Source organism: Pseudomonas sp. RW407, assembly GCF_003176655.1.
In the GTDB taxonomy this organism is placed as follows: domain Bacteria; phylum Pseudomonadota; class Gammaproteobacteria; order Pseudomonadales; family Pseudomonadaceae; genus Pseudomonas; species Pseudomonas delhiensis.
This window is the reverse complement of the sequence record NZ_QGSL01000107.1, coordinates 1753548-1775149: the sequence shown is the minus strand read 5'-3', so window position 1 is coordinate 1775149 and position 21602 is coordinate 1753548. Positions and strand designations below refer to the sequence as shown.

The following is a 21602-nucleotide window of genomic DNA, read 5'->3' as shown; positions in this document are numbered from 1 at the left end:
GGTCGGCCGGCCCACGGGCGTTGGCGTCGCTGTAGCGACGGATCAGCGGCAGTTGCTTGCGCAGGGCGCGGTCGACCACGCCCGGCAGTATGCCGTTCAGGCGCACGAAGAGTTTCTCCGGCCAGCCCAGGTACAGCTCGCTACGGTTCTTCTGCACGGCGTCGAGCACCGCCCGGGCGACGTCGCGCGGGTCGTCCATGCCGACCTTCAGGGCCAGGTTCAGCGCCGTGGCGGCGGCCGAGTTCATGCCGGTGCGGGTCGCCCGCGGGGCGACGTAGAGCACGTCCACCGGGGTGTCGGCCAGCTCCCGGCGCAGGGCCTCGGAGAAGCCGCGCAGGGCGAACTTGCTGGCGCAGTAGGTGGCGTAGCCGGGGTAGCCGATGGAGCCGTAGGTGGAGCCGACGTTCACCACCAGGGCGTGGGGCTGTTCGCGCAGCAGCGGCAGCATCACCCGCGTCAGTTGCAGGGTGGCGTTGATGTTCAGTTCCAGCAGGTCGTCCAGGGCCTGTTCGTCCAGCTGTTCGAGCAGGGCGAAGCGGTTCACCCCGGCGGCGTTGATCAGCAGGTTGGCGCCGCCCATTTGCCACGCCGCCTCGACCACCGCCTGGCGGCCGCCGGGCTCGCGCAGGTCGGCGCCCTCCCAGCGCAACTGGTGCGGGTAGCGTTGCCGCAGCCCGGCGAGGGGGCCGGGATGGCGGCTGACCGCCAGCACCTGGGCACCGGCGGCGCACAGCTGCTCGGCCAGCTGCAGGCCGATGCCGCCGCTGGCGCCGGTGAGCACCGCGCGGCAGTCAGGCAGGCGCATGCTGCACCTCGCCCTGGCCGGCCCGGGCCCGCGGCAGGCCGCGGAACATGTCGGCGTACAGCCGGTACACCACCCGGGCGGCGTGGATCACCGCCTGCTGGTCGGCGGCGTCGTCCAGGCGGTCCATCAGCGTGCGGTAGGTGGCCATGTGGCCCTGGTCCAGGGCGCCGTGGGAACTCAGGTAGCCGAAGGCGCCCGGCGGCAGGCCGAGGCTCTCCTGGATGCTGCCGGCGGCGCGGGTGGCCAGGGCGATGCTGGTGCCCTCCAGCACGTTGACCATGCCGAACAGGCCCACCGGGTTGTCGCGGGCGATCAGGTCGTAGAGGAAGGCCACCATCAGCTCGATGGGCAGCGCTGGGCGGCCGTTGCGCACCTGTTCGGGGTTGCCGCCGCAGGCGGCGATGTCGTCGAGGATCCACTGCTCGTGGCCGTATTCCTCCTCGATGTAGTCGCACACCGCCTTGCGCAGCCATTCCAGGCGCGGGGGCAGGCGGGCGCCGCAGGCCATCATCAGCGGCACGGTATGGCGCACGTGGTGGTAGGCCTGGGTGAGGAAGGCGACGTAGCCTTCCAGGCTGACGACGCCGTCCAGGGCGTCGCGGATCACCGGTACGCCGAACAGCGCCTGGCGCTCCTGGGCGGTGGCCGATTGCAGGGTGTCGAAGAATGCCATGGGGTGAACCTCATTCGGTCACGAGGGAGAAGAGTTCGTTGCGGTAGCGTTCGAGGATTTCCGCGCGGCGCGGCCGGCCGTTGCCGGTCAGGGTGCCCTCGGCGGCGCTGAGCGGCTGCGGCAGGCGGCGCCAGGCGTGCACCCGGGCGTAGTCGGGGAGGGCGGCGTTGCAGCGCTGCACCGCCTGTTCCAGGTCGCCGTCGCCGGCCTGCGGGTCCAGCGGCCAGAGCAGCGCCAGGTTCTGGTGCAGGCCCTCGCCATGGACGAAGGCCTGGAGGATGACGCCGCCCTGGGTCAGCTCGGCCTCGATCCATTCCGGGTTGAGGTTGCGCCCGAAGCTGGTGATGAACTGGTTCTTCTTGCGCCCGGCCAGGTACAGGTAGCCATCGGCATCGAAGTGGCCAAGGTCCCCCGTGGGCCACCATTGCCCGGTGAAGAGCGGCTCGCCCAGGTAGCCGAGCAGGGTGGCGCCGCGCACCAGCACCTCGCCGTCCTCGGCCAGGCGCACCTGCGCGTGCGGCAGCGGCTGGCCGACGCTGCCCGGACGCCGCTCGCCGGGGCGGTTGAGGCAGACCACCGAGGCGCACTCGGACAGCCCGTAGCCCTCGTACACCGGCAGGCCGACGGCGGCGGCGCGTTCCAGCAGGCCCGTGGACACCCGCGCGCCGCCCACCGCGACGAAGCGCAGCGGGCCGACGCGCATCAGGCCGCGCTCGATGGCGCTGACCAGGCCGAGCAGCAGCTGCGGCACCAGGATCAGGCTCTGCGCGCCGCTGAGCGCCACGCAGCCGAGCAGGCGCTTCCAGTCCACCCCGCTGGCGCCGCTGATGCCCAGTTGCCCCTGGGGCAGCAGGGTGACGCCGGCGCCGGCCAGCAGCGCGGCGTACAGGCCGAGGTTTTCCAGCAATACCGCCAGCGGCAGCACCGCCAGGTAGCTGGAAGGCTCGGCCGGGCGGCTGGCCCGTTCCAGTTCGCCGGCCACCCGCAGCAGGGCCCCGGCGGACAGGCACACGCCCTTGGGCGTGCCGGTGCTGCCGGAGGTGTAGGTGATTTTCGCGGTGCCGGGCGGCAGGCCCGCGTCCGCCGTCGCCGGGCGTTGCCAGAAGGGCTCGCCGGGGGTGAAGCCCAGTTCGCGCAATTCCTCGTGCAGCTCGGCCGGGGCCAGGGCCAGTGTCGCCTGGCTCTGCAGCAGGCAGTGGGCGCGCTGGGCCGGGCTGAAGAAGGGCGGCAGGATCACGCTGGGGCGCTCGCCGAACAGCGCCGCCAGGTCCCAGAACAGCGCCTCGGGGCCGTTGTCCAGGGCGATGGCGAGGACGCCCGGCGGCTGCTTTTGCAACAGCGCCTCGCGGGCTTGCACCTGCTCCAGCAACTGGGCATGGCTATAGCGTTCGCTGGCGCCGCGCAGGGCGATGCGCTCACCCTGCTGCCGCGCATACTCCTCCAGGCGTTGGCGGAAGGCCTGCAATTCAGGCTGCATGGCCAGCCTCCGTCAGCAACAGGGGAAAGCCCAGGCGGTCGAGCACCTGGTTGCGCTCCAGCTGCGCGTGCCCGTAGCGGATATCGCCGGCGAACACCTGTGGGTGCTGGTCGTAGTAGCTGCCCCAGCTGGCGCCTTCTCCGTCCAGGCGGGTGGGATCGGCGCGGCCCAGCACGCTCGGTTCCAGCCCCAGGCGATGGAAGCTGTTGACCAGGCTCGCGGCCCCGGTGAAGGCCACCCAGTTCAGGTCGCGGGCGGCCAGCAGCCAGGTCATCGCGACAATGATCAGGCGCGCGCTGCCGGCGCTGAGCGCGGACAGGTTGCCCACCTCCACCAGCTCGTCGCGCCCGACGATGCGCCCGGCCAGGCGCGACACCGGCACCTCCAGCGGTTCGTCCAGGTAGCGTTCGAGGAACAGCGGCCCGCCGGCGGCCAGGCGGATGCCCACCGCGGCGCTCAGCCGGCCCTGGCCGTCGTACAGGCCGAGCAGGTCGGGCAGGAAGTGCTGGACGTCGGCATGGTGCATCCGCGCGAAGCGCTCATGAACGAAAGCCTCCAGCGCCTCGCGCCCGGGCTCCCCCTCGCGACGCAGGACCAGGCTGGCCCTGCGCTCGGGGTGGGTGCCGAACTGGAATGGAAAGAGGGCATTCCATTCTGCTTGTGTCATGTTTCCCCCAAGGCGGGACTGGCGATGGGAGGGGAGTATCGGCAGCGAATCTGAATGCAGTCTGAAGCGGGGGCGGGGGTGCTCAGTCATCCCGAGTAGATCGCCGCGGCGATTCGGCGGATAACGCCGTAGGCGTTATGCGCCCTACGTGGGTACCCGGGAGCTTCGTGATTCTGCTTCACGCCGAACGGTCCCCTCTCCCGCTTGCGGGGGAGGGTTAGGGAGGGGGCGCGGCGTCAGGGTTGGCAGAGGTGCGTGAGCGAAATCCGTCCCCTCTCCCCAACCCTCGCCTACGCGGCCCGCCCTGAAGGGAGAGGGAGCTGTCCCGAGCAAGCGGATAACGCAGCGTCAGCCGGCAAACTCGTAGGGCGAATAACCGTTCGCGATTATCCGCCGCCATTCGTGCCGCCGGTGAGTCCAATCGCGGACTCTGTCCGCGATCGTCCTCACTCGATCTCGAACAACCCGTTGCGGACCGGCCCCACGTTCAGGCGCTCACGCACGTCGTCGTCGATGCGCGGATCGTCCGGGTGGTACAGCTTCACCTGGCGGTAGGCGCTGATGCGGTTGATCTCCGGGCCCAGGTATTCCCAGACCACCCGGGTGCACGCCGGGGTGCGCCGGTCGCCGCTGGAGACGCCGGTCTTCAAGCCGTTCAGGCGGGTGATGCGGCTCTTGAAGCTGGGGATGAGGATGGTCTGGCTCATCTCGTTGACGGTGAGCGACTCGTAGTCGATCAGGAACACTCGGTCCTGCAGCTGGAAGGCCGCGCCCAGGTAGCGGCAGCGCACCCAGTCCTCGGCCTGCACGTCGGTGCTGCTGGAGCGCTCCTGGCGCTCCTGGCGTTCGAACAGGAAGTTGCCGTCCTCCTCCCACAGGTGCACCAGCGACAGCAGGATGGAACCGGGCACCGACATGCAGTTGGAGTATTCGAAGTAGTAGCCGCAGTAGCGCGACAGGTTGCCGGACTGTTCGCGCAGCGGCTCCAGCAGGCGCAGCAGCGGGTCGTTGCGCGGCACGCTGGCCTGGCTGGCGCGGGCGCCGATCAGGCGGGCGAACTGCTCCGGCGGCAGGCCCAGTTCGTAGTCCTCGACGCCGAAGAAGTCACCGATGCGCTTGAGGTTGAAGGGGGTGGGCTGGCTCTGCCCGCCGAGGTACTTGTTGAACTGCGCGCGGTTGATCTGCAGTTGCCGGCAGACCTCCGAGATAGAGCGGTAGTGGCTGCAGGCGAGCTTGAGGTTTTCGCCCAGGTGGTCGGACATCGGTGGCTTCCGGGGTGATGCGAGTGGCGCAAGTCTAGCATCAGGTCGCATCAACTCGTAACAGGATGCGAAATTGTCACGGGCCCGCGCCTTGGCCAACCTTGCCCGCCAACGCCAGGCGCTACCCGGCGCCTGACGCCTCTCTTCCATCCGAAGAACAAGAATCGAGGTCACACCCATGCTCGAAGCGCTCAACGACTTCCTTTCCGGGAAGGTTCTCATCGTGCTCATCGTCGGACTCGGCAGCTACTTCACCCTGCGCTCCCGGTTCGTCCAGTTCCGCCACTTCGGCCACATGTTCGGCGTGTTCAAGGAGTCCATTCGCGGCCAGGCCGGCCAACTGAGCTCGTTCCAGGCGCTGATGCTGAGCCTCGCCGGGCGCGTGGGCGCGGGCAACATCGCCGGTGTCGGCATCGCCGTGACCCTCGGCGGCCCCGGCGCGGTGTTCTGGATGTGGGTGACGGCGCTGGTCGGCATGTCCAGCAGCTTCTTCGAGTGCACCCTGGCCCAGGTCTACAAGCGCGCCGACGGCGACGGCCTGTACCGCGGCGGCCCGGCGTACTATATCCAGCACGGCCTGAAGCTCAAGGGCATGGCGGTGGTGTTCTCCGTGCTGCTGCTGGTGACCTATGGCTTCGCCTTCAATGGCCTGCAGTCCTACACCGTGACCCATTCGCTGCAGAACGCCTTCGGCTTCGCTCCGCAGCACACCGGCATCGCCCTGGCGGTGCTGCTGGCCATCGTCTTCGTCGGCGGCATCAAGCGCATCGCCGCGGTGTCCGACCTGCTGGTGCCGGTCAAGACCCTGGCCTACATCGGCGTCACCCTGTACGTGATCGGCAGCCAGATCGAGCACGTGCCGGCCATGCTGGAAACCATCTTCAAGAGCGCCTTCGGCCTGGACCCGGCCTTCGGCGGCCTGCTCGGCAGCGCCATCGTCATGGGCGTGAAGCGCGGCGTGTTCGCCAACGAGGCGGGCCTGGGCAGTGCGCCCAACGTCGCCGCCGTGGCTGCCGTGCGCCACCCGGCCTCCCAGGGCGTGGTGCAGGCCTTCAGCGTGTTCCTCGACACCTTCGTCATCTGCACCTGCACCGCGCTGCTGATCCTGCTCTCGGGCTTCTACACCCCCGGCTTCGAAGGCGACGGCATCACGCTCACCCAGAACTCCCTGGCCGCGGTGGTCGGTGACTGGGGCCGGCTGTTCGTCAGCGTCGCGCTGTCGCTGTTCGTCTTCACCTGCATCCTCTACAACTACTACCTGGGCGAGAACAGCCTGCAGTTCCTCAGCCGCAACCGCCTGGTGCTGATCGGCTACCGCGCCCTGGTGCTGGCGCTGATCGTCTGGGGCTCGGTGCAGAACCTGTCCACCGTGTTCGCCTTCGCCGACATCACCATGACCTGCCTGGCCTTCGTCAACCTGCTGGCCCTGGCCCTGCTGTTCAAGGTTGGCCTGCGGGTGATGGGCGATTACGATGCACAGCGTCGCGCCGGCATCGACCAGCCGGTGTTCGACTCCGCCCAGTTCGCCGACCTCGACCTGGACCGCGATGCCTGGCCGGCCGGCCGGAGCGCCGAGGCCGCCCGCGAAATCCCCGCTGGCCTGCCGCAGGCGCAACGCTGACGGCCGCGCGGGCCGTCCCGGCGGTCGGCCCGCGCCACAACAAGAACGCAGGATCAGCCCATGCGCGCAGTCAAGAACCTCTTCGTCCTCTACACCGGCGGCACCATCGGCATGCTGCAGACGCCCGAAGGCCTGGCCCCGGCCAGCGGCTTCGAGGCGCGCATGCGCGAATGGCTGGCCGGCAGCGGCCGGCAGCCGACCTTCGCCTGGGGCTTCCGGGAAATGCAGCCGCTGCTGGACAGCGCCAACATGCAGCAGGCCAACTGGCTGGCCATGCGCGACGCCATAGTCGAAGCGGTGGAGCAGGGCGGCCATGACGGCGTGCTGGTGCTGCACGGCACCGATACCCTGGCCTACACCGCGGCGGCGCTGTCGTTCCTGCTGCTGGGCCTGGACGCGCCGGTGCTGCTGACCGGCTCCATGCTGCCCGCCGGTGCGCCCGGCAGCGACGCCTGGGCCAACCTCGGCGGCGCCCTGGACGTGCTGGAGGGCGGCAAGGCCAGCGGCGTGCAACTCTACTTCGGCGGCGCGCTGCTGCACGGCGCGCGCGCCACCAAGCTGCACAGCGAAGCCTTCGACGCCTTCACCACGCTGCCGCGCCACCGCGACGGCGGGCACGCCCCGCAACGGCCCGAGGCGCTGGGCTACCGGCAAGCGCGCAGGCCCGTACGCCTGGCGGTGCAGCCGCTGTTCCCCGGCCTGCAGGCCGAGCAACTGGACGCCGTGCTGAACAGCGGCGTGCAGGGCCTGCTGCTGGAATGCTACGGCAGCGGCACCGGCCCCTCGGACAACCAGGCGCTGCTCGATGCCCTGAGCCGGGCCCGCCGCCGCGGCGTGCTGCTGGCCGCCATCAGCCAGTGCCCGGCGGGCAGCGTGGTGTTCGACACCTACGCCGCCGGCAGCCGCCTGCGCGACACCGGCCTGGTGTCCGGCGGCGGCATGACCCGCGAAGCGGCCCTGGGCAAGCTGTTCGCCCTGCTGGGCGCGGGGCTGGACGTGGAAGAGGCCGAGCGCTGGTTCGCCCTGGACTTGTGTGGCGAGCTGGCTGAATAGGCGGGCATGTCGTAGCCACTGGGGAGCATGTCTGTTTCTTCCCCAGGCTCACACGTAGGGCGCATAACCGTTCGCGGTTATCCGCCGTCGGCCAGATACGCCGATCCTGAAACGCAGCCATGTTGGCCGGATAATCGCGGACAGAGTCCGCTCCTACAGGCTAAACGCCATGCCTCACCGCAACCTGTAGGAGTGGGCCCTGCCCGCGATTCGCGCGCAGGGCGCGCTCCTACAGGAGAATGGCGCAGGTGGGGCAGCGTAGGAGCGGATCTTATCCGCGAATCGCGCCGATACGTCCGGTCATCGCGGAAAAGTTCCGCTCCTACGAGGGGAGGAGTAGCGCATAGGATAGGTTGAGCGGAGCGATGCCCATCGCCATGGCCGCATGGGTTTCGCCAAGGCTCAACCCATCCTACGATGGCGCCTCTCCTGTAACTCTATTCTGGGCTCCCGCGTTCGCGGGAGTGACGGGGATTAAAATTTCTGGCGCCATGCCTCAGCGTAGGAGCGGACTCCGTCCGCGATTGATCCCAGGCCGCACTGGACCACCCGGTGGCCCGAATAGCCCCGCTCCCTTCAGAACCCTGCCTACCCCACAACCCCCTTGCGCATGAACACCCGCGCAAAACCGTCCTCCGTGGCCCGGTGCGTTTCCTGGTAGCCCAGCTTCGTGTAGAGGGCGATGTTCTCGGTCATCAACTGGTTCGTATAGAGTTCGATGGCCTCAAGGCGCCGGGCCCGCGCATAGTCCTCGCAGAACGCCAGCAACGCCTTGCCGATGCCCCGGCCCTTGAACGCCGGCGCAACCGCGATGTTCTCCAGCAGCACTACCGGACTCTGGGGGCGGAGCACCAGCACGCCGGCCACTTCGCCATCGAGGGCACACACGAACACATCGGCCTCGGCGATCACCTGCCGGTAGTCGTCGAGCATGGGCGCGGGCTTGCGGCCGATGCGCGGGATGTAGGGGCTGTAGGCCTCGTCTACCAGACGGGCGATGGCGGGGGCGTCGTCGGGGGTGGCTTGGCGGATTTCTCGTGCATCCATGGTCGCTGCCTGGTCATTGCCGGTGGAGAGGGCACTCTAGCGGATTCGCCTGCTGCCAGGCTCGCGGCATCCGAAACGGCACCTGGCCCCGCCTGGCGTAGGCGGGGCCTGGGCTGCTGTGCCCGTCTCAGCCAAGCCGCATGCTCAGCTCGACGTCCTCGGCGAAAGGCACCGACAGATAGCCGTTGCCGACATCGCGCACCCGCGCCAGGTACTCCGGGCTGTGGTCGGCGTTGTCGGCGACGATCAGCGCGCCGGGGCGCAGGCGGCTTTCCACCAGGGCGAGGATTTCCGGGTAGAGCGCCTTGGCGCCGTCGAGCAGCAGCAGGTCGATGCGCTGCGGCAGGTCGCGCGCCAGGGTCTGCAGGGCGTCGCCCTCGCGGATCTCCACCAGGTCGGCCAGGCCGCCGGCGCTCAGGTTGGCCCGGGCGCGCTGCACCTTGGACGGTTCGAACTCGCTGCCGATCAGGCGGCCGCCGCCGTTGTCGCGCAGGGCCGCGGCGAGGTGCAGGGTGGAGATGCCGAAGGAGGTGCCGAACTCGACGATGCTGCGTGCCTGGCAGCTGCGCGCCAGCATGTACAGCAGCGCGCCGGTGGCGCGCGAGACGGGGAGCGGCAGGTCCTTCAGGCGCCCGTAGAGGTCGCGGTACTCGGTCTTGCTGCCCATCAGGCGCGACAGTTCCTCGCCGGACAGGCCGGTGATGGCGGGGCTTCTGGCCGGCTCGCTGGCGTCGGCCTCGGCGAACAGGCGTTCCAGCAGGGCGGCGACGGGGGCGCTGGTGAGGGTGGTCATGGGGGGACTCCGAAGGTGGGTTGAGCGCTTCAGGGCGCCCGACTAGAATGCGACGAATTCATCAGGTTTCACTATTCGCATTCCCGGAGCCCCCATGGGCGAACGCCGCAGCCCGCGGATTTCCTCGCGCAAGCAGCCCCGGCAGGCCCGCTCGACCGAGCTGGTCGCCGCCATTCTCGACGCCGCTGTTCAGGTTCTGGCGAAGGAGGGCGCGCAGCGCTTCACCACCGCGCGGGTGGCCGAACGGGCCGGCGTCAGCGTCGGCTCGCTGTACCAGTACTTCCCGAACAAGGCGGCGATCCTGTTCCGCCTGCAGAGCGACGAATGGCGCCAGACCAGCGAGATGCTGCGTGGCATCCTCGAAGACACCCGGCAACCGCCCTTGGCGCGCCTGCGCACCCTGGTGCACGCCTTCGTCCGCTCGGAATGCGAGGAAGCGGCGGTCCGCACCGCGCTCAACGACGCCGCGCCGTTGTACCGCGACGCCCCCGAGGCGCGGGAGGCCAAGGCGGCCGGCGAGCGCATCTTCCATACCTTCATGGCGCAGGTGCTGCCCGATGCTTCGAGCGAGGCGCGGGCGCTGGCCGTGGAGCTGGTCACGACCACGCTCGGCGCGGTGGGCAAGCAGTTCTCGGAAACACCGCGGACGGATGAGGAAATCGAGCGTTATGCCGGGGCGATGGCGGATATGTTCTGTGCGTACCTGCGGGGGCTCGCCACGGGCGGACATTTACCCGCCGTCGCATGTGGAAACGGCGGATAACGCCTGGGGCGTTATGCGCCCTACGGGGAATGTCCTACAGCCCGTCGGCCCTGAGGCAATAGGTCTTGCCGTCCATGTTCCTGCAGGGCCAGCTGTCTTCGATGTAGCTGTCCGGTTTGAAGCAGTAGTTGTCGTTATTCACCCAGAATACCTGCCAGCCGGATCCGGATACTCGCAGTTGACTGCAGGCCCGATAATCCATGTATTTCAGGGCGATGGTCGTCCCGATGGCAAGTGCAGGCCCAACGACCAGCAGCAGAATGATTCCCACCCCGAGCAGGTGGCCGGCGATCTTGAACCAGGTAGGGCTTTGCGAGGTGAGCGGCTTTCGGTAGAGCAGCGTATGCACGCCAGCCACCAGCATCATGGGGCCTATCGCAAGTCCCGAAACGATGAAGAAGGTCGGGTAGACCGTCTCGACTATTGGCGCCTGCCGCCAGAGCCGGATGTAGTTGGGCAACAGTACTTCCGTGCAGATCAGCATGGCGGCCAGGAGAGCCACCAGGCCGATCAGAACTCCAAACAAGCCCAACGGCCTCAGCCAATGTTCAGCAACGGGAGTTACAGCTCTTTCACGCAGCTTCATTGAAGTTCTCAAAGCTTTGGAAATTTTAAAATATTAAGATTGGGTAGGCGGTAAGGGGGGGCGGGCAGTGTGCCAGAAGGAAGGCGGCGCAGAATCCACGACTTGGTTTCTTGAGTTGCGTAGTCCACTGCCGCATCGACCACTTCTCCAAAGGTATGTTCGACATAGCTCCGGATCTTGCGGCTGTCCAGCTCCTGGAAGCGTTCGGCAATCGTGGATGCATTGTCCGCAGCGTAATTTAAAGAGTCTTGTACGCGCTGCTTAATCCCATACCTTTTATCCAGCCAATTCAGGCCGACACCTACAATAAAGACGAGTAGCGCACCTGCTATCACTGGAGCGGCAGCAAACCCCAGAATGCTGCCGGCAGCAACAGCCACCGCATAACCAACCGCCGAAGCGATCCCCGCCTTGACCAGCTCGGCGCCTATGCCCCCGAGCAGGTCCAACATGTTCACCTCGCTATTGAAGAACCACTCCAGGAATTCGACCCCCACGGCGAGGTAGCAGGACAACTTGAAGCCGCTCAGGGAGCTGCCGCGAATGCCGTAGCGGCCGATGCCCATTTCGATCAGCCGCGTGTTGGTCACCGAGTAGCGGGTGCCCGTGAGTATTCTGCGCAGGCCCGGGTAGCCGGACAGCACCACGTACTGGCGGCCGTTGTGGTTGACGTATCTGACCCGGGTGTTGAGGCCGCCCATGTCGCGGACGAAGCGGGCGAAGTTGACCGCGTCATGGCTACCCAGCAAGGCTGGCATGCCCCAGGCGGTATTCACGAATTCGTGGAGGCTGTCGTTGTAGTGGGGCCGGATGCTGTCCAGCAGCCCGCTTGCCTGGGTGATGTCGTCTCTGACGCAGAGGCTGGGAGCCTGGGTCGGGGACCAGTGGCTGGTCGCGTGGTCGGCGGCCAGAAGGTTGGCCTGTTCGGCCGAGAGGATGAGGACTTCGAGCGGGTTGTTGTCGAGTTGGCGGCCGAGTTGGTCCAGCTGGGTCTGGTTCAATCCCATCGCTCCTCCCGGGAACGGCGTTCCGATCAGATGAGCGGGCGATGAGAGGACGGTGCGTTGATGTCATCGGGCCAGGATTGGGCGGTTGCGCTGGAAATAGAATTTTCCATGCGCAATCGTGTTGTTTTCCTACATTTACCTGCCTGTTTTCATAAAGCAGCGGATCGCGGATAAATCCGCTCCTACATCATCGGTTGGCAGCGCTTTTCGTAGGAGCGAGCTTGCTCGCGAACAAACGCGGTGCCATGCGATTCGCGAGCAACAGCTAGGCGCCCCTAGATCCTACGAAGAGCATCTCGGCGCAGGCCGCAAGACAGTTGCTCCTACAGGCCGATGCCTGGCAAAAAAATGGTTCTTCGCGGAGTCTGGGGAAAGAGCGGATTGACAGTCAGGGAAGCGGGTAGATTGGCAGTCGCCAAACGAACCAACCCCCACCCCCTGCTGTCGCCGTGCATCCTATTGATCTTGCTGCTTTCTGGCCAGGCTACGAAGTCATCGCCTGCCACCCATCTGCCGACAGCACCCTGCTGATCGAGCTCAAGCCTCACGCCAGCGCTGTCCCCAAATGCGGGCGCTGCGGTCAGGCCAGTCCATTAATCCACGAACGGCGGATTCGCCGGGTGCGTGATCGCGATCTGTTCGACCAGCGCGTCCTGCTCCAACTGCCGGTGCGCCGCGTCGACTGCCTGCGCTGTGGTCGGGTGACCGAGCGGATCGACTGGCTGGAGCCAGCGTCGCGCTTGACCCAGCGCTTGCGCATCTGGCTCGAGGCTTTGCTGCAATTACTGCCCATCAGTCACGTCAGTCGCCTCGTCGGTCTGCATTGGCACACGCTCAAGCAGCTCGACAAACGTCGTCTAGAGGCCGCAGTCGGTGCTTTCGAGCCGGGTGACGTTCGCCGCCTGGTGATGGACGAGTTCGCTCTTCACAAAGGACATCGTTACGCCACCGTGATCATGGATGCGCAGCGGACACGCGTGCTGTGGGTCGGGCATGGCAACAGCCGCGAGGCGATTCAGCCGTTCTTCGAACTGCTCGGTGAGCGCTGCCAGCAAATCGAGGCCGTGGCGATGGACATGAACACCGCCTTCGATCTGGAAGTAAAACAGCATTGCCCCCGTGCCGAAGTGGTCTACGACCTATTCCACGTGGTGGCTCGCTATGGCCGGGAGGTGATCGACCGCATCCGTGTCGATCAGGCCAACGCGCTACGCCAGGACAAAGCGGCACGCAAGGTAATCAAGCAGAGTCGTTGGTTGCTGCTGCGCAATCGCGAAAACCTCAAGGATCAGCAAGCCGTGCAGTTGCAGGAAATCCTCGAGGCCAACCAGCCACTGGCCACGGTCTACGTGCTCAAGGATGCGCTCAAGGAAATCTGGTACGCCCCCAGCGTGCGGGAGGGTTGGCGCCGCTGGCGGGACTGGTTGCGCCACGCCAGGGACAGTGGCCTGGCCCCGCTGCAACGCTTCGCTCGCAATCTGCGCAAATACGTCCGAGGCATCCTGGCCAGCGCTCGCTTCCCCATGCACACCAGCCTGCTGGAAGGGGTAAACAACCGCATCAAGGTGATCAAGCGCATGGCCTATGGCTTCAGGGACTCCGCCTACTTCTTCCTGAAAATCAAGGCCGCCTTCCCCGGGAAAGCGCGATGAACCAGAAAAAGGCCCCTGAACAAGGGGCCCTCCTCTCTTCAGCCATGCACCCTCAATGCCCCGTCACGTCCCCGCGGCGGCTGGTTTCGAAAAGGAACCAGGTGCGCTGCTCGGTCTCGTCGATCCAGTTCTCGATGAGGCTGGCGGTGGCGATGTCGTGGTACTCGTCGCACAGGTCGTGGACCTCTCGCATGTAGGCGGTCAGCGACTTGTTGTCCTCCTGCAGCTCGGCCAGCATGTCCAGCGGCTGGACGAACTCGGCGTCGTTGTCGGCGATGCGCTTGATGCGGCCGATGTGGCCGATGGAGCGGATGGTGTTGCCACCGATCTTGCGCACGCGCTCGGCGATGGGGTCGGTCATGGCGAAGATTTCGGTGGCCTGGTCGTCCAGCAGCAGGTGGTAGTCGCGGAAGTGCGGGCCGCTCACGTGCCAATGGAAGTTCTTGGTCTTCAGGTACAGCGCGAAGACGTCGGCGAGCAGGCGGCTGAGGGCCGCGCTGAGGTCGCGGGTGGCGTCCTTGGAAAGGTCCGAAGGCGTGGCCAGGGCCGGCGCGCGGCGCGGTGCCGGCTTGCTCGCGGCGGCGGGCTTGGCGGCGGCTGCCGGCTTGGCGGCGGGCTTCTTCGCTGCCGGTTTCTTCGCTGCCGCAGGCTTGGCGGCAGCGGGTTTGGCGGCGGCCGGCTTGGCCGCAGCCGGCTTGCTGGCGACGGTCTTGGGTGCAGCGGGTTTCTTCGCAGTGGCTGCGGTTTTCTTCATCTCGATCACCTCAAGGGGTCTTGTGGATGCCGCCCCTGTGCGTGCCGAAACTGGCGGTCCGGGACGAGCCTGGCGCACTCCTCGCGTGTTCCTCTCATGGCGGCGAGTGCGCTCTTGAGCCTACCTCGCCGCGCATCGATTGCAAGTTGTCGGGCCCGCCCAACGCATGGCGCAATGACGCCGGGCAAGGCTCAGGGCTGCACGGCGAAGCGCGCATCCAGGCGGCTGTACCCCATACCGACACCCTTGTGCACCTTGAGTTGCACGGGGATGCGTTCCTTGAGCGCCTCGACGTGGCTGATCACGCCGATGCTCTTGCCGCTGGCGTTGAGGCTGTCGAGGGCGTCCAGCGCCACTTCCAGGGTCTCGCCGTCGAGGGTGCCGAAGCCCTCGTCGAGGAACAGCGAGTCGATGCTGGTCTTGTGGCTGACCAGGTCCGACAGCGCCAGGGCCAGGGCCAGGCTGACCAGGAAGCTCTCGCCGCCGGACAGCGTGCGGCAGTCCCGCGCGACGTCGCCCTGCCAGGTGTCCACCACCTCCAGTTCCAGCTCGCCGTCGCTGCGCCGCGCCAACTGGTAGCGGCCGTGCAGGCGCTGCAGCTGCCGGTTGGCCAGGTGCACCAGGTGGTCGAGGGTCAGGCCCTGGGCGAAGCGCCGGTACTTGGCGCCGTCGGACGAGCCGATCAGGCCGTTCAGGCGCTGCCACAGATCGTGGTTCGCCTCCTGCGCGGCGATCTCGGCGAACAGCGCCTGCTGGCTGGCGCGGCGTGCGTCGTCGCCCTGTAGTTGTGCCCGTACCTCGCCCTGGCGCTGGCCCAGTTCGCGCAGTTGCGTGGCGAGGGCCTGCAACTGCTCGTCGAGGGCCGGCAGCTCCAGTTCGCCCAGCGGCTGCGCGCGTAGCTGGCGCTCGGTTTCCTCGGCGGCGACGCGCAACGCCACGGCTTCGGTCAGCGCGGTGTCCAGGCGCGTCTTGAGTTCGCCCAGGCGCTGGCGCTCGCCGTCTTCCAACAGCGCGGCGAGGAAAGTCGCCAGGTCGGCGAACGGGCTTTCTTCCAGAGCCTGCTGCCAGGTGCGCTCGCATTCGGCCAGGGTAGCGCGCGCCTGTTCCAGGTGTGCGGCCAGGCTCTGTTCGCGGCCGAGCAGCGCATCGGCCTGGCGCTGCGCCGCCTGCAGGGCCGACTCAGCCACTTGCAGGGCCTGCTGCGGCTGAGGCTCAGGTGCAAGCGCCGGCAAGGCCTGCTCGCCACTGGCGCTCCAGCGTTCGCGCCACTGCCCGGCCTGCGCGTCGGCTTCCTGCAGCAAGCGCCGCGCTTCGCGCTCGGCCTCCTGCAGTTGCTGGTCCTGCTGCTGGGCCTGCTGCCAGGCGCGCCATTCGCCTTCGCGTTCGGCCAGCCAGGCCGCGCCCTGCTCGGGCAGCGCGGCGGCGAAACCGTCGAGGCTGGTTAGCAGTTCGGCGGCCTGGCGTTCGGCCTGGGCCTGCAATTGCTCCAGGCGTTGCTGTTGTTCCGCCTGGCGCTGCTGTGCGTTGTCCAGATCGCGACGCAGCAGGGCCTCCTGCTGCAGCGCGGCCGCATGGCTGCGCTCGGCGTTCTCGCGGGCGCTGGCGGCCTGCTGCAATTCGCCCTTGAGCGCATCGAGCGCCGCCAGGCGTTCCTGCAGGTCGGCCAGGGCCTGTTCCTGGGCCTGACGGATCGCGGCCAGGCCGGCGGCACCCTCGATGGCGAGGTTCTGTTCGACCAACTGACGCTGCCATTCGCTATCGAGCTGGTGCAGTTGTTCACGCAGTTGCTCCAGCTGTTGCCGAGCCTGGGCAGCCTGGGCCGTCACGTCGGACAGCTCGTCGCGCAGCGCCACGCCGTCGCTTTCCAGAGCGGCCAGGGCCGCGCGGCATTCGTCGAGGGCGCGACGCGTCTGCGACACGTCCAGCGCCTGGTAACTGGCGATGGCCGGGTGTTCGTGGGAACCACACAAGGGGCAGGCCTCGCCGGGCTGCAACTGGGCGCGATAGGCCTCCAGGGCCTGGATGCGCTGCTCCTGCTCCAGCAGTTTCTCCTTGTCGGCGACCTGCTGCTTCAACCCCTTGTAGCGCTCGCGCAGTTCGGCGATAGCGGTTTCCTTCTGCGCCTGGCGTTGCTGCAGCGAATCCAGCTGGGGCCGCAGGCGGGCGGCCTGCGTGCTGGTCTGCTCGCGGTTCTGCACCAGCTGTTGCAGGCGGTCCAGCGCCCTGCCCTGCTGCTGCAACTGCTGCCAGCGCTCGCGTAGGGCGCTTTCGCCTGCGCCTTGCAGCAGGGCCTGCAAGCGCGCCTGTTGCTGCGCCTCGGCCTGGCGCGCCGCGTCCAGCCCCTGCCCGGCATCGGCCAGGGCCTGGCCATGAGAGGCGAGTTGGCCGTGCAAGGATTGGATGGCGGCGGACTCCTGCTCCAGGCGCGCGCGGGCGCCCTGCAGTTCACTACCGAGCTGTTCGCGCCGGGCGAACTGCGCGCGCCAGCCGCCCAGCAGCTCGCCCAGGCGGGCGCGTTGCGGGTGCGCGGCGAGCTGCGCCTGTACTTCGCGGCGCTGCGTGGCGAGTTCATCGATGGCGCGCCGGCGCTGCCCCGCCCACTGCGCACTGTACTGGCTGGCCTGCCACAGGCTGCGCACGACCTGTTCCGCGCAAGCCCGCTGCTGGCGTTGCAGGTCCGCCAGGCCGGTCTCGTCCCGCTCCAGCGCCTGACGCGCCTGTTGCCAGGCCGCATGCAGCGGCTGCAGGCGCGCCGCCGGCTCGCTGGCGGCCAGGCGCTGCAGGTCGGGGGCCGCCTGGAGCAACGCCTCGCGGGCCTGCTGCTCGCGCGCGGCGGCCTGCTGGTGCTGCTGTTCGGCGCGGCCCAGGTCCTCGCGCCAGCGGCGCTGGGCCTGCAGTTCGGCCTGGCGCTGGAGCAGCGGCGCTTCCTCGGTGAGCAGGCGTTCGGCCTCGGCCTGCAGTTCGCCACGCTGTTCCTCGCCGAGCAGCTCCATGCCCTCGGCACGGCTCCGCAACAGTTTCAGGTCGCCCTCCGCCGCCTTGGTGCGCTCGAACACGCGCTGGGAGATCAGCCCGTAGATTTCCGTGCCGGTGAGTTCTTCCAGCAGCGCGGCGCGGTCGTTGGCGCTGGCCTCGAGGAAGGCGGCGAAACCGCCCTGGGCCAGCAGCATGGACTTGGTGAAGCGGCCGAAGTCGAGGCCGGTGAGCTGCTCGGTCTGGCGCAGCTTGTCGTTGATCTTGTCGGTGAGGATCTCGCCTTCGCCGCCGGCGACGTCGATGCGCGCCAGCTCCACCTTGGGCGCCTGCAGCGCGCCGTCGACCTTGTCGCGGGCCCGGCGCTGGCTCCAGAAGGCGCGGTAGCGGCGGCCCCTGACCTCGAACTCGACCTCGGCGAGGCAGTCGGCGGTGTGGCGGGTCATCAGTTCGTTGCCGCTCTGCGACAGCGTGCTCATGCGCGGCGTGCGGTGGTACAGGGCCAGGCAGATGGCATCCAGCAGGGTGGTCTTGCCCGCGCCGGTGGGCCCGGTGATGGCGAACAGGCCGTTGCCGGCGAAGGGCTCGGCGGCGAAATCGATCTTCCACTCGCCCTTGAGCGAGTTGAGGTTCTTCAGGCGCAGGCTGAGGATGCGCATCAGGCTTGCTCCTCCTGCAGTTCGGCGACCACCTGGCGGTACAGCCCGGCCAGTTGCTGGCGCAGCGGCGGCTCCAGCTCCTCGGCGTCCAGGCGTTGTTCGAAGACGTCCTCGGCGGAGAGTTCGTCGAGGGTCTCGCGCGCCTCGCCGAACAGCCCGGCCTGCTGGTTGCCGCGCTCGCGGCGGGTGCGCAGCACTTCCACCGGCAGTTCCTCGCAGAGCTTCTCGACGCGCAGCTGGATGTCGTTCAGGTAGTCGTCGGCGCGCACCAGCACCTCCACCCACACCGGCCGCTCCGGCGTGCCCAGGTTGGCCGCCTCGGCCAGCGCCGCGGGCAGGCTGTCCAGGTTGCCGACCAGCGACTGCAGGGGCTGGAAGCAGGGCACGGCGAGCGGCGTCACCGCGCGCAGGCCGCTTTCATCGAGGTCCACCAGCAGCACTTCCTTGGCCTGCCGCGCCTCGTCGAAGCTCAGGGCGATGGGCGAGCCGCAGTAGCGGATGTGCTCCAGGCCGCCGACCTTCTGCGGCCGATGGATGTGCCCCAGGGCGATGTAATCGGCCGCCGGGAAGGCGCTGGTGGGGAAGGCTTCCAGGCTGCCGACGTAGATCTCGCGCACCGACTCGCTGGCGCTGGCGCCGACCGTGGTCAGGTGCCCGGTGGCGACTATGGGCAGCCCGCCGCCCAATTCGGCGCACTTGGCTTCGGCGAGGGCGAAGAGAGCCTGGTAGTGCGCCTGGATGGCCTGCTGCAGGGCCAGCTGCTTGTCCTGGGCGCTCTGCCCGGCCTGGCTGGCCAGCAGGTCGCGCGGGCGCAGGAAGGGAATGGCGCAGAGCACCGCGCCCGGCGTGCCGTCACGCTGCGGCAGCACCAGCAGTTGCTGGTCGAGGTCGGCGCCGGCGGCGGCGATCACCCGCGTGCCGAGCACCGCCAGCAGCTCGCGGGACTCCTCCAGCATGGCCACCGAGTCGTGGTTGCCGCCCAGCACCACCAGGCTGGCGCCGGTTTCGCGCAGCTCGACGATGAAGCGGTTGTACTGCTCGCGGGCATAGCTGGGCGGCGCGCCGGTGTCGAACACGTCGCCGGCGATGATCACCGCGTCCACCCCGTGCTCGCGCACCCGCTCCACCAGCCAGCGGCAGAAGGCGCGGTGCTCGGCCTCGCGGCTCTTGCCCATGAAGTGCTGGCCGAGGTGCCAGTCGGAGGTGTGGAGGATGCGCATGCGCTGCTGTCCCGATGCCTGATTCAGCCGGCGATGATACCCGCTTCCGCGGTGCGCCCGCGCCGGGCTGGCTATCCTGAAGGAACGCCGGCCGGGAATCAGACCATGCAACGCCTGCTCAACATGCTCCGCGACCTCGCCATCCTGGTGCGCGCCAACCTGTGGATAGTGCCGGTGCTGGCGGCGCTGGTGGCCGCGGTCTTCTACTTCGTGGCGCCGCCGCCGCCGATGACCGCCACCCTTGCCACCGGCGCCGCCGATGGCGGCTACGCGGCCTTCGGCGAGAAGCTCAGGGCCGAACTGGCCGAGCAGGGCTTCGAGCTGAAGCTGGTGCCCAGCGCCGGCTCGCGGCAGAACATGGACCTGCTGCTGGACGAGCGCGGCGGCGTGGACATCGCCCTGGTGCAGAGCGGCCAGGAACGCCAGATCGACGCCGCGCAGCGGCAGCGCCTGCAGACCCTCGGCGCCATGTTCCAGGAACCGCTGTGGCTGTTCCAGCGCCGCGACGTGCACATCGACCGCATCGCCGACCTGCTGCCCCTGCGCGTGGCCCTGGGCACCCGCGGCAGCGGCACCGAGGCGATCACCGCGGCCATCCTGCAGGCCAACGGCATCAGCCAGGAGCAGCACCCGGCGGGCTGGCAGGCCGGCGGCGGCGACAGCGCGGCGGACGCCCTGCTGGCCGGCAGCCTGGACGCCGCCTTCTTCGTCGGCCCGGCGGAGAACCCGCTGATCCAGCGCCTGGCCGCCAGCGAGCAGCTGCTGCTGGCCGGCTTCCGCCGCGCCGGCGCCTACGAGGCGCGCCTGCGCTTCCTCAAGCGCCTGGAGGTGGGCGAAGGCCTGCTGAACCTGGAGCACGACGTGCCGCACCGCAACCTGACCACCCTGTCGCCGGTGGCCACCCTGGTGGTCAACGAGCGCTTCCACCCGGCGCTGACGCCGCTGATCCTCGAGGCCGCGCGCCAGGTGATGCGCCAGGGCAGCCTGCTCGACGCCCCCGGCGCCTTCCCCGCCGCCGAGCCGCGCACCCTGCGCCTGGCCGAAGACGCCGAGCGCTACTACAAGAGCGGCCTGCCGCTGCTGCAGCGCTTCCTGCCGTTCCGCATCGCCTCCCTGGCCGACCGCTACATCATCCTGCTGATCCCCTTCATCGCCATCCTCATCCCGCTGTTCAAGTCCATCGGCCCGCTGTACCGCTGGCGCATCCGCGCGCGCATCTACCGCTGGTACCGCTACCTGCGGGAGATCGACCGGCGCCTGGACGAGCGCACCGGCGTCGCGGAACTCAGCCGCGAGATCGAGCGCCTGGAGCAGCTGGAGGCCGAACTGGCGCGAGTGGAGGTGCCGCTGTCGTACTACAACGAGCTGTACGAGCTGCACCTGCACCTGAACTACGTGATCCGCCGCCTGCGCCAGCTGCGCCGCAACCGCCGCGAACGCGACGGCGAGGCGCCGCTGGACAAGGCCGGGTGAGCGTGGCGCGCCGCGCTCGGGTAAACTGGCGGCTTTGCCACCATCGCCCAGAGCCGAGCCCGAGATGCCGATTCGTCACGCCATCGTCCACCTGATCGACAAGAAGCCCGACGGCAACCCCGCCACGCTGCACGCGCGCGACGCCGAACTGGGCGACTCCCAGGCCATCGAGAACCTCATGGCCGACCTCAACGAAAGCTACAACGCCAAGCCGAACAAGGCCTGGGGCCTGTTCCAGGAGGAATCCGGCGCCTACCCGTTCAGCGGCTGGCTGGCCGAGTACCTGGACGGCGGCAAGGACTTCGTCGCCTTCAGCCGCCAGGCCGTGGAGCACCTGAAGAGCCTGATGGAGGAATCCAACCTCTCCACCGGCGGCCACGTGCTGCTGTGCCACTACCAGCAGGGCATGACCGACTACCTGAGCATCGCCCTGCTGCACCACAGCGAAGGCGTGGCGGTGACCGAGGCGCTGGAAGTGGCGCCCTCGCGCCACCTGGACCTCGGCCAGCTGCACATGGCGGCGCGGATCAACTGCTCGGAATGGCGCAACAACAAGGCTTCCAAGCAGTACATCTCGTTCATCAAGGGCAAGGGCGGCAAGAAGGTCTCGGACTACTTCCGCGACTTCATCGGCTGCCAGGAAGGCGTCGACGCCCCCAGCGAGACGCGCACCCTGCTCAAGGCCTTCAGCGACTACGTGGAAAGCGAGGACCTGCCCGAAGAACAGGCCCGCGAGAAGACCGACACCCTGGTCGACTACGCCACCAGCCAGGCCCGCATCGGCGAGCCGATGGCCCTGGACGCGCTCTCCGAGCTGATGGACGACCAGGCCCCGCGCGCCTTCTACGACTACATCCGCAACAAGGACTACGGCCTGGCCCCGGAAATCCCCGCGGACAAGCGCACCCTCAACCAGTTCCGCCGCTTCACCGGGCGCGCCGAGGGGCTGTCGATCAGCTTCGAGGCGCACCTGCTGGGCAGCAAGGTGGAATACGACGAGGAGCGCGACATGCTGATCATCCGCGGCCTGCCGACGCAGCTGCACGACCAGCTCAAGCGCCGCAAGTAACCGCGAATCGCGGACGGAGTCCGCTCCTACGTGTCCAGGAAGCACGGT

The 21602-nt window shown here is 68.3% G+C and carries 17 protein-coding genes and 1 pseudogene; 6 read left to right on the top strand and 12 right to left on the bottom strand.

From position 1 onward, the window contains the following. Nucleotides 1–13: 13 nt before the first annotated feature. The 5 genes and pseudogenes from DK254_RS32105 to DK254_RS32085 form a co-directional block, all read right to left on the bottom strand. Nucleotides 14–805, bottom strand: a pseudogene (locus DK254_RS32105) (SDR family oxidoreductase); the annotation flags it as partial. After that, nucleotides 792–1478 carry a TenA family transcriptional regulator gene (locus DK254_RS32100; protein WP_109937072.1) on the bottom strand — a complete coding sequence of 229 codons (687 nt, stop codon included), beginning with the start codon at nt 1476–1478 and terminating at the stop codon, nt 792–794. The gene DK254_RS32100 and the pseudogene DK254_RS32105, both read right to left, overlap by 14 nt. A gap of 10 nt (nt 1479–1488) precedes the next feature. Next, nucleotides 1489–2955: an AMP-binding protein gene (locus tag DK254_RS32095; RefSeq protein ID WP_109937071.1), complete on the bottom strand. Its 1467-nt coding sequence runs from the start codon at nt 2953–2955 to the stop codon at nt 1489–1491. Then, nucleotides 2945–3622, bottom strand: coding sequence for a thermostable hemolysin (locus DK254_RS32090; protein ID WP_109937070.1), 678 nt, complete (start codon nt 3620–3622; stop codon nt 2945–2947). Before DK254_RS32090 ends, DK254_RS32095 begins: the two co-directional genes overlap by 11 nt. A 446-nt stretch (nt 3623–4068) precedes the next feature. Beyond that, on the bottom strand, nt 4069–4884 hold the full coding sequence (locus DK254_RS32085) for a helix-turn-helix transcriptional regulator (RefSeq protein ID WP_109937069.1): 816 nt from the start codon (nt 4882–4884) through the stop codon (nt 4069–4071). 178 nt (nt 4885–5062) lie between these two features. On the opposite strand from DK254_RS32085, the gene DK254_RS32080 reads away from it, so the two are divergent. Continuing rightward, the gene (locus tag DK254_RS32080; RefSeq protein WP_109937068.1) at nt 5063–6505 is read left to right on the top strand and encodes a sodium:alanine symporter family protein; all 1443 of its coding nucleotides are present in this window, start codon (nt 5063–5065) and stop codon (nt 6503–6505) included. A 60-nt stretch (nt 6506–6565) separates the two neighbouring features. Then, complete coding sequence (locus DK254_RS32075) at nt 6566–7558, top strand: asparaginase (protein WP_109937067.1); 993 nt, start codon at nt 6566–6568, stop codon at nt 7556–7558. A gap of 588 nt (nt 7559–8146) precedes the next feature. Here DK254_RS32075 and DK254_RS32070 read toward each other — a convergent pair. Further along, a complete protein-coding gene (locus DK254_RS32070; protein WP_109937066.1) occupies nt 8147–8605 on the bottom strand; it encodes a GNAT family N-acetyltransferase in 459 nt (152 codons plus the stop codon). A gap of 127 nt (nt 8606–8732) precedes the next feature. Further along, nucleotides 8733–9398: an O-methyltransferase gene (locus tag DK254_RS32065; RefSeq protein WP_109937065.1), complete on the bottom strand. Its 666-nt coding sequence runs from the start codon at nt 9396–9398 to the stop codon at nt 8733–8735. A 94-nt stretch (nt 9399–9492) separates the two neighbouring features. Between DK254_RS32065 and DK254_RS32060 the strand changes: the two genes are divergently transcribed. Further along, entirely contained in the window at nt 9493–10161 is a 669-nt protein-coding gene (locus tag DK254_RS32060) for a TetR family transcriptional regulator (protein ID WP_109937064.1), read from the top strand. 34 nt (nt 10162–10195) lie between these two features. On the opposite strand, the gene DK254_RS32055 is transcribed toward DK254_RS32060, so the two are convergent. Both DK254_RS32055 and DK254_RS32050 read right to left on the bottom strand, forming a co-directional pair. Continuing rightward, the gene (locus DK254_RS32055) at nt 10196–10747 is read right to left on the bottom strand and encodes a hypothetical protein (protein ID WP_146219671.1); all 552 of its coding nucleotides are present in this window, start codon (nt 10745–10747) and stop codon (nt 10196–10198) included. An 8-nt stretch (nt 10748–10755) separates the two neighbouring features. Continuing rightward, complete coding sequence (locus tag DK254_RS32050) at nt 10756–11748, bottom strand: hypothetical protein (protein WP_146219670.1); 993 nt, start codon at nt 11746–11748, stop codon at nt 10756–10758. 455 nt (nt 11749–12203) lie between these two features. Between DK254_RS32050 and DK254_RS32040 the strand changes: the two genes are divergently transcribed. Beyond that, nucleotides 12204–13406, top strand: coding sequence for an ISL3 family transposase (locus DK254_RS32040; protein WP_109931384.1), 1203 nt, complete (start codon nt 12204–12206; stop codon nt 13404–13406). A gap of 52 nt (nt 13407–13458) precedes the next feature. On the opposite strand, the gene DK254_RS32035 is transcribed toward DK254_RS32040, so the two are convergent. From DK254_RS32035 to sbcD, 3 genes are all read right to left on the bottom strand, one after another. Continuing rightward, entirely contained in the window at nt 13459–13950 is a 492-nt protein-coding gene (locus DK254_RS32035; RefSeq protein ID WP_074979116.1) for a Dps family protein, read from the bottom strand. Nucleotides 13951–14351: 401 nt separating this feature from the next. Continuing rightward, nucleotides 14352–17792: an AAA family ATPase gene (locus DK254_RS32025; protein ID WP_109937061.1), complete on the bottom strand. Its 3441-nt coding sequence runs from the start codon at nt 17790–17792 to the stop codon at nt 14352–14354. Next, nucleotides 17792–19012, bottom strand: coding sequence for an exonuclease subunit SbcD (sbcD, locus tag DK254_RS32020; RefSeq protein ID WP_109937060.1), 1221 nt, complete (start codon nt 19010–19012; stop codon nt 17792–17794). The genes DK254_RS32025 and sbcD overlap by 1 nt, the downstream gene beginning before the upstream one ends. 105 nt (nt 19013–19117) lie before the next feature. Between sbcD and DK254_RS32015 the strand changes: the two genes are divergently transcribed. Continuing rightward, nucleotides 19118–20485: a TAXI family TRAP transporter solute-binding subunit gene (locus DK254_RS32015; protein ID WP_109937059.1), complete on the top strand. Its 1368-nt coding sequence runs from the start codon at nt 19118–19120 to the stop codon at nt 20483–20485. A gap of 64 nt (nt 20486–20549) precedes the next feature. Then, nucleotides 20550–21554, top strand: a complete 1005-nt coding sequence (yejK, locus tag DK254_RS32010; RefSeq protein WP_109937058.1) for a nucleoid-associated protein YejK — start codon at nt 20550–20552, stop codon at nt 21552–21554. The last annotated feature ends 48 nt before the right edge of the window (nt 21555–21602 follow it).